This window comes from Gluconobacter sp. ESL1110, from assembly GCF_058107395.1.
In genome coordinates this window covers 160,178-168,200 of record NZ_JBYLUK010000005.1, presented here as the reverse complement: position 1 = coordinate 168,200, position 8,023 = coordinate 160,178, and the positions used below count along the sequence as shown (strand labels likewise).

General features: G+C 64.6%; 4 protein-coding genes and 1 pseudogene. 4 read left to right on the top strand and 1 reads right to left on the bottom strand.

Annotated elements, in window-relative coordinates; translation table 11 throughout:
- Positions 1–178 precede the first annotated feature (178 nt).
- Positions 179–556, top strand: a complete 378-nt coding sequence (locus AC3B6F_RS02765; protein ID WP_489823312.1) for a hypothetical protein — start codon at positions 179–181, stop codon at positions 554–556.
- A pseudogene (locus tag AC3B6F_RS02760) lies at positions 553–1,191 on the top strand (phosphoadenosine phosphosulfate reductase domain-containing protein); the annotation flags it as partial. The gene AC3B6F_RS02765 and the pseudogene AC3B6F_RS02760, both read left to right, overlap by 4 nt.
- A 336-nt stretch (positions 1,192–1,527) precedes the next feature.
- Here the strand turns inward: AC3B6F_RS02760 and AC3B6F_RS02755 are convergent.
- Positions 1,528–2,040 carry a Ros/MucR family transcriptional regulator gene (locus AC3B6F_RS02755; protein WP_489823319.1) on the bottom strand — a complete coding sequence of 171 codons (513 nt, stop codon included), beginning with the start codon at positions 2,038–2,040 and terminating at the stop codon, positions 1,528–1,530.
- A 361-nt stretch (positions 2,041–2,401) separates the two neighbouring features.
- Here AC3B6F_RS02755 and AC3B6F_RS02750 point away from each other — a divergent pair, with 361 nt between their 5' ends.
- Both AC3B6F_RS02750 and AC3B6F_RS02745 read left to right on the top strand, forming a co-directional pair.
- The gene (locus tag AC3B6F_RS02750) at positions 2,402–2,665 is read left to right on the top strand and encodes a hypothetical protein (protein ID WP_141353760.1); all 264 of its coding nucleotides are present in this window, start codon (positions 2,402–2,404) and stop codon (positions 2,663–2,665) included.
- Between the two features lie 113 nt (positions 2,666–2,778).
- Entirely contained in the window at positions 2,779–7,920 is a 5,142-nt protein-coding gene (locus AC3B6F_RS02745) for a DEAD/DEAH box helicase family protein (protein WP_489823311.1), read from the top strand.
- Positions 7,921–8,023: the final 103 nt, after the last annotated feature.

Sequence of the window (8,023 nt, the reverse complement as noted above, 5' to 3'; positions counted from 1 at the left end):
TCAGCCGCCCGTGCTGCAACAGGTGGGTCGCCGTCCGTCCTCCCCATGCTCGCCGGCTGCGCCGCCTGCGCGTGGGTGCGGGTGACGCCGATCCTGCCGCTGCGCGGCACTGTTGCAGCACGGGCGACCGACACGCCGTCGCAAGGATGTTTGAAGAACCAGAGATGGATCGAGCATCATGCGACGCTACCAGTTCCCCTTTATTCCAACCCCCCGTGGCCGGCCTCCGATGCGCTGGACCGACACGCAGGAACCCACAACCTGCCGCCGCTGCAACATACACTGGGACGACGGCGATCCGGCCTTGACGATTGCCTGCACGGGCTGCGGTGCACCTGCGGATGAGCCGTGCCGCCGCAGCTCAGGTGGCAATGAGCGTGTATGCGCCTGTCGCGACGAAGCGGCCGTCCAGATGGGGCTGCTGACACGTTGTGAGGGACTGACCTGGGACGGTCGCCACGAAAAGCCGCTGCTATTGAGGGCACGCCCGATCGCCCACGCCTTGATGTGCCGCTCGGTGCGGACAGGCGCGCCTGTCAGTCAGTGGACCTCATGAGCCCGGATCTCGCGTCCTATGACCGCATCATTGTCGCCGTGTCGGGCGGCAAGGACGGCACGGCCTGTCTGCTCGCCCTGCTGGAAGCCGGTGCTCCGGTCGAGCTCATCGAGCTCTGGCATCACGAGGTGGATGGGGCAGGGCAGTCCTTCATGGACTGGCCCTCCACAGGCCCGTATGTCGCAGCCCTGGCGCGGGATTTCAGCCTGCCGCTCTATCGCTCCTGGCGCGAGGGTGGCTTCGAGCGCGAAATGCTGCGGGACAATGCGCCCACAGCTCCGGTTGTCTTCGAAACCCCTGACGGGGTCATTACAGCAGGCGGGCAGGGGCCAGAGGGTACACGCCTGCGCTTTCCCCAGGTCTCAGCCAGCCTCTCCGTGCGCTGGTGCTCGGCGAGCCTCAAGGTTGATGTGGCCGATCGCGCTTTGCGGGGACAGGACCGGTTCCTGAACCGACGTACCCTCATGGTCACAGGCGAGCGTGCTGAAGAGAGTCCCGCACGGGCTCGATATGCGGCCTTCGAACGCCATCGGACTGACACAAGAAACGGGACGCGGCGGCGTCGACATGTCGATCACTTCCGGCCCGTGCACGCCTGGTCCGAGGCCGAAGTCTGGGCCATCCTCGAGCGCTGGCGCGTGATGCCCGCCTTTCCCTATCAGGTCGGCTTTTCGCGCCTGTCCTGCGCGTTCTGCATCTTCGGCAATGCAGACCAGTTCGCCACCCTGAAATGGATGGATGCGAACCGGTTTGCGAAACTGGTCAGATATGAAAAGGACTTCGGCTGCACGATCAAACGTGACAGGGGGGCTCGAACAGCTGTCGTCCGAAGGGACGGTCTATCAGGAAGCCCGGTCGCGGCCCGACCTGGTCGCAGCCTGCCTGGCAGACCGACCGTTAGAGACGGTTCTGACAGAGGACTGGACCCTCCCGGCCGGAGCCTTCGGCACCGGGGGAGGGCCGGTCTAGTCTCAGGCGCGGGCCGGACGGCCGCGACGTTTCTCGGGAAGCTTCTTTACCGGAGGAAGGGTGTCTTCCTCAGGGGAGGGCTCCTGCGACGCAGAGGCGCGGGTCGTAGAGCCCAGGCCAATTTCGCGGGCGAGGGACGAGCGTTTCTCGGAATAGCTGGGTGCCACCATTGGATACTCGCGCGGCAGGCCCCACCGGGCCCGGTACTCCTCCGGGGTCATGTTGTAGGCTGTCTTGAGATGACGGCGGAGCATTTTCAGCTTTTTCCCGTCTTCCAGGCAGATGATGTAGTCCGGAAACACGGAGCGCTTCGGGTTCACGGCGGGGGTCGGGGCTTCTTCCGCGACAGGCTCGGCCTTGGTCGGGGTGGTGAGGGCATCGTGCACGCTGCGGATCAGCGCGGGCAGATGGTCGGCGGAAAGCTCGTTCTGCGACAGATAGGCGGCCACGATGTCGGCGGTGAGTGGCAGAAGATCAGCATGAGGGTGTGCACTGGTCTCATTCAGGTCGGTCATAAATGTCCCTCAAGGTTCTGGAAGAGCTCTGGACATGGCTCTTTCAGGTCATGACTGCAAGTCGTTACGACTATTACTGCCTCAGATATTAACAGTTCCCTGAGCCGCGTCGAAACACGGTCATGTTTCTTTGATCGTGAGAGCACAAATCGCAGAAGACGCGGACCGTAAAAGAAAAAGAGGAAAGAAAAGGAAGGAAAGAAGGGCAGGCACCACGGGATCGCCCTGTGCCGCAAGGGGTGGGTCCGTCCGTGTCCTCGCTGGCGCTGCGGGCCGGGCGGTCCCGACGCTGACGCGTCGCCCTTGCCGCCCAGAACGACGCCGCGCTCGCCGGAAAGGGTCAGAAAGGAGACAGCAGACGATGCCCGTCATGGCCCTCACACGCCCAACCCCCACACAGAATTTCAGCCTGGTTCAGGCCCACCGCGAGGGCTGGACCATTCTCGAAGGCTGCGGCCCGGAGCACGCTGACACCCAGCTGCGCGGCGTGACCTGCTCGGACCAGAATGCCTGGTGGCAGGTCGCGCGCCAGGCCCGTCAGGGATCGCCCTATCACCGTGAGGCCCTGTCGCGTCTGTCTCACAGTGAGCGCGAACAGATCTCCCTGCGCTTCGGTCCGCTGTGACCTGACCCGGAAGGCCTGAGCGCCTTTCGCCCAAACCCATCCTGTTTGTTTTCCGGCCCCCCGGTCTGTCCCCGCGCAGCACCGGGCGCTGCCGCTTGTCCGGAGTTCCTCCCATGAGCAAGACCCAGCTCAGCTTTTTCGACACCTCCGCCCTGGGTGGCGGCAGCAGCACCCTGTTCTGGGGCGACCTGCCCGGAGATCGTGCGTTCGAAGAGGCCGCCTCCCTCGCGAAAGAAGCCACCGCAGCCCCGGTTGCCGCGTCTAAGATTGACTTCCGTCTCTGCGGCACACGCGAGCTGGCACAGGGCTGGAAAGCGCGGGCGCGGGACAACCTCGCCGCCATCCGTCTTCTGACCGAACTTGAAACGGAGGGCCGCAATGCAACGCCGTCCGAGCAGGCTTTGCTGGCGAAGTTTACGGGATTTGGAGCCGGGGAGCTGGCCAACAGCCTGTTCCCCCGTCCGGGCGAAGCCTTCCGTCAGGGCTGGGAAGAGATCGGGGTGCAGCTTGAGACGCTGACGAGCCAGCAGGAGCGGGCCGGACTGGCGCGGGCCACGCAGTACGCGCATTACACGCCGGAACTGATCGTGCATGCGCTGTGGGATCTGGTGGCGCAGATGGGGTTCCGCGGCGGACGTGCGCTGGAGCCGGGCTGTGGCACGGGTCTGTTCATGGGCGCGATCCCGGAGAAACTTGCCCCGAAGACGGCCTGGACGGCGATTGAGAACGATCCGCTGACCGCCCGCATCGCCCGCAAGCTGTTTCCGAACCAGTGGGTCCGGTCAGAGGACTTCACGACGGCGAAGATTGCCGAGCAGTTCGACCTCACGATTGGCAACCCGCCGTTCAGTAACCGCACGGTGCGCGGCACGGACGAGTTGGGGCGGCTTGGGCTGTCGCTGCATGACTACTTCATTGCACGCGCAGTGTCCCGCCTGCGGCCTGGAGCGATGGGTCTGTTCGTAACGTCGCGTTGGACGATGGACAAGCGCGACGCCACAGCACGCCGGCACCTGTTCGAAACGGCCGATCTGGTCGGTGCGGTTCGCTTGCCGGCTGGCGCGATGCGCGATGATGCCGGAACGGACGTGGTCGTGGACGTGCTGGTTCTGCGCCGTCGCGAGATTGGAGACAGCCCGGGCGGGACCGCCTGGCTGGAGGTTGCGGACCTGTCCGACACCGACGAGGGGGAGGGACCGCTCAGCATCAACCGCTATTTTGCGGAGAACGGTCAGCAGGTGCTGGGTCGGCATGGCTGGACGAGCGGGCAGTTCGGGCCGGAATACACCTGCGCCCCGAACCCGATGCTGATGCTCGACGACGCCCTGCCGAGCGCACTCTCCCGTCTGGCCGCGCTAGCCCGCTTCCCGATGCCACAGACGCTCGACGTCGAGGCTCTGCGCGCATGCCGCCGAGCGGATGTCGGTACGGCAGGGGAGGGGGCCAGCCTCAAGGAAGGCAGCTACCTGATTGAGAAGGGGGGCCTGCACCAGATCGTTGACGGCCAGTCGGTGCCGGTGCAGGTCAAGAAAGGCGAGCAGAAGGACGGCATGTTCCAGAAGCACGCGCGTATCATCGAAGGCCTGATCCCGGTCCGTGATGCCGCCCGCGCGGTCCTGCGCGCCCAGGTGGAGAACCTGCCCTACAGCGGGCTCCAGGCGGATCTTAAACGCGCCTATCAGTCCTTTGTGCGACAGTTCGGGCCGATCAACCTCACGCAGACCAGCACGCGCATTGATCCCAAAACCGGGGACGAGAGCACGACGCAGCGGCGTCCGAACCTCCAGCCCTTTTATGACGATCCGGACGTCTGGCTGGTCAGCTCGATCGAGGAGTACGACGAGGACCGGCAGGTCGGCACACAGGGGCCGCTGTTCTCCGAGCGTGTGATCCAGGCGACGCTGGAGCCGGAGGTGCACAGCGCCCATGACGCGCTCGCGGTCTGCCTGCACGAGACGGGTGTGGTGGAGATCCCGCGCATTGCCGAACTGTTGGGACGGTCCGAGGACGAGGTCATCGCCGAGCTGGGCAGTGCCATCTACCTCGATGCCGCACGCAGCCAGCCCGGACGCGATGTCTGGGTGCCCGCCGACGAAGCCCTGTCAGGGGCGGTGCGCACGAAGCTGGCGGAGGCCCGCAAAGCCGCTGAGACCGATCCCCGCTTTGCCCGCACCTTGGCCGCGCTGGAAGAGGCCCAGCCCGAGGATCTGCGGCCGAGTGACATTACCGCCCGTTTGGGCGCGCCGTGGATCCCGACCGCCGACATCGAGGGCTTCATCGCCGAGGTGATCGGGGTCGAAGCCGGCGTGTGGCACACCAAAGAGGTGGCGTCCTGGACCCTGGACAAGGGACCGTTCCGTGGCAAGGCCGAGGCGACGTCCGCCTGGGGCACCGAACGCCGTCCCGCAGGCGAACTGATCGAGGATGCGCTCAATCAGGCCATTCCGCAGATCTGGGACACGTGGCGCGACGAGAACGGCGAGCACCGGCAGCTGAATGCGCAGGAGACCGAGGCCGCCAAGGAAAAGCTCGCCGCTATCAAGACAGCCTTCCAGACCTGGGTGTGGCAGGATCCAGAGCGCGCCGAGCGTCTGGTACGGCTGTATAACGACACCTACAACAACCTCATCCCCCGCGCCTTTGACGGCTCGCATCTGCAGTTGCCCGGGGCCAGCACCACGATCCAGCTGCGTGCTCACCAGAAGCGGGTGGTCTGGCGCATCATCGCCACAGGAAACACTTACATGGCCCACGCTGTGGGGTCGGGAAAGACCTTCTCGATGTGCGCGGCGATCATGGAGCAGCGCCGTCTTGGCCTGATCTCGAAGGCCATGGTTGTGGTGCCGGGACACTGTCTGGCGCAGATGGCCCGCGAGTTTCTGATGCTCTACCCGACCGCGAAGATCCTGGTGGCGGACGAGACGAACTTCGTGAAGGCGAAGCGCCAGCGCTTTCTCGCCCGTGCGGCCACGGGTCAGTGGGATGCGATCATCATCACGCATGATGCCTTCAAGTTCATTCCGGTCGAGACCAGGTTCGAGCAGGCGATGATCGAGGCGCAGATCGCGTCTTACGAGAGCCTGCTGTGCGATGTGGACAAGGACGATCGCGTGTCGCGCAAGCGCATCGAGCGCATGAAGGAGGGGATGGAGGCCAAACTGGAGGGGCTGGCCAGCCGCAAGGACGATCTGGTGCATCTTGGCGAGATCGGGATCGACCAGATCCTCGTGGACGAAGCGCAGCAGTTCCGCAAGCTCAGCTTCGGTACGAACCAGTCCAGCCTCAAAGGGGTCGATCCGAACGGCAGCGGGCGGGCCTGGGACCTGTATGTCAAGGCCCGGTATCTCAGCCGTCTCAACCCCGGTCGCGAGCTAATCATGGCCTCGGGCTCGCCGATTACGAACACTCTGGGCGAGATGTACAATGTGCAGCGCTTCCAGCAGATCGACGCCCTGATCGAGCGTGGCCTGCACGAGTTCGATGCCTGGGCCGCCAATTTCGGGGAGACCCGCACGGAACTCGAACTTCAGCCGAGCGGGCTGTACAAGCCTGTGACGCGGTTTGCGGAGTTCGTGAACGTGGCCGATCTGATGGCCATGTACCGGCATTTTGCGGACGTCGTGCAGCAGGACGACCTGCGCCAGTACGTGAAGCTGCCTGACATCGCCACGGGCAGCCGACAGATCATCGTCGCAGACAGCGGACCCGCCTTTCGCGATTACCAGAAGGAGCTGGAAGCGCGGATCAAGGTGATCGAGGAGCGCAAAGGCAAGCCGCAGAAGGGTGAGGATATCATCCTGTCCGTGATCAACGATGCGCGTCACGCAGCGATTGATCTGCGTTTTGTCCGACCTTCGGAGGACAATGACACCAGCAACAAGCTGAACGTCATGATCGCGAGGGTCTTCGACATCTGGAAGGCGACGAGCGAAAACCGCTACACCGATCCCGACACCGGCAAGTCCTATGACCTGCCCGGGGCCGTGCAGATGATCTTCTCGGATCTGGGCACGGAAGCGGCGCTGGAGAAACGGGGCTTCTCGGCCTATCTGTGGATCCGCGACGAACTGATGCGGATGGGTGTGCCGCGCGAGCAGATCGCCTTCATGCAGCACTACAAGAAAAGTGCCGCCAAGCAGGGGCTGTTCCGGGATCTCAATTCGGGACGCAAACGCATCCTGATCGGTTCGAGTGCGACGATGGGCACGGGCGTGAACGCACAGCAGCGTCTGATTGCCCTGCACCACCTCGATGTGCCCTGGCTGGTGGCCGACATCATCCAGCGTGAGGGACGGATCGAACGCCAGGGCAACCAGAACCCGGTCATCCAAATTTACGCCTACGCCCTGAAAGGGTCGGTGGATGCCACGAACTGGCAGCTTCTGGAGCGCAAACAGCGCTTCCTGTGTCTGGCCATGTCGGGAGACCGGTCGATCCGTCGTCTGGAGGATATCGGCGAGAGTGCGAACCAGTTTGCCATGGCGAAGGCACTGGCCTCGGGCGACGAACGCCTGATGAAAAAGGCGGGACTGGAAGCAGAGCTGGCCCGTCTGCGTCGTCTCAAAGCCGCCCATTACGACGACCAGTTCAACGTGCGTCGCGCGATCGAGCGGGCCGAGCGTGATCAGAGGGTGGCCGAAGCCGTTATTCCGAAGATCCGGGCGGATATCGCGAAACGCCAGTCGACACGGGGCGAGGCGTTCCAGCTTGTGCGCAAGTCGGATGTGCTGACCGAGCGGCAGGATGCCGGCAGGTGGCTGATGGGTCAGGCGCGCACCGCCAAACGTGCCGAGCAGAAAGGCCGGTGGAAACTCGGCGAGATCGGCGGTTTCGAGCTGGTGTGTGAGACCTGGAGCTCGACCTTCATGGGTGAGACGGAATGGGACGCGACCATCGCCATCGTGGCCGAGGACCGGATGATCGGGATCGACTTTGATCACGACACCGCGCCGCTCGGATTCATCGCCCGCATCGAGAACACCCTGCTGCGGTTCGATAGTGAGCTTGCGGATGCGCAGCGTGTGGTTGCCGAGACGGAGCGCAAGCTGCCCGGCTACCGCGCCCGTGACGGGATGCCGTTCCGCGAGGCCGCACTCCTGGAGGAGAAGGAGGAGGAAATGGCGTCTCTGGAGGCGGATCTGGCCGAGGATACAGCGCGGCGGGAGGCGGATGCCGCCGAGGCTCTGGCCGTGATGGAGAGCCTGAGCGTCAACGACAATGGGGGAGAAGGCGAGGAAGAAGAAGCGGCAGCATAAGAAGAGGGAAAGGGCGGGCATGGCCCGCCCGGTGCGGCAAGGCTCAGGCCGGGCGCGCTAGCGCGCGGCCTTGCCGCACCGGGCAGCCCCTGCATCCGCGAAG

Bases quoted from the DNA above. Each gene is read 5' to 3' on its own strand.
- AC3B6F_RS02755 (WP_489823319.1), bottom strand. From the start codon at position 2,040: ATGACCGACCTGAATGAGACCAGTGCACACCCTCATGCTGATCTTCTG.
- AC3B6F_RS02765 (WP_489823312.1), top strand. From the start codon at position 179: ATGCGACGCTACCAGTTCCCCTTTATTCCAACCCCCCGTGGCCGGCCT.
- AC3B6F_RS02745 (WP_489823311.1), top strand. From the start codon at position 2,779: ATGAGCAAGACCCAGCTCAGCTTTTTCGACACCTCCGCCCTGGGTGGC.
- AC3B6F_RS02750 (WP_141353760.1), top strand. From the start codon at position 2,402: ATGCCCGTCATGGCCCTCACACGCCCAACCCCCACACAGAATTTCAGC.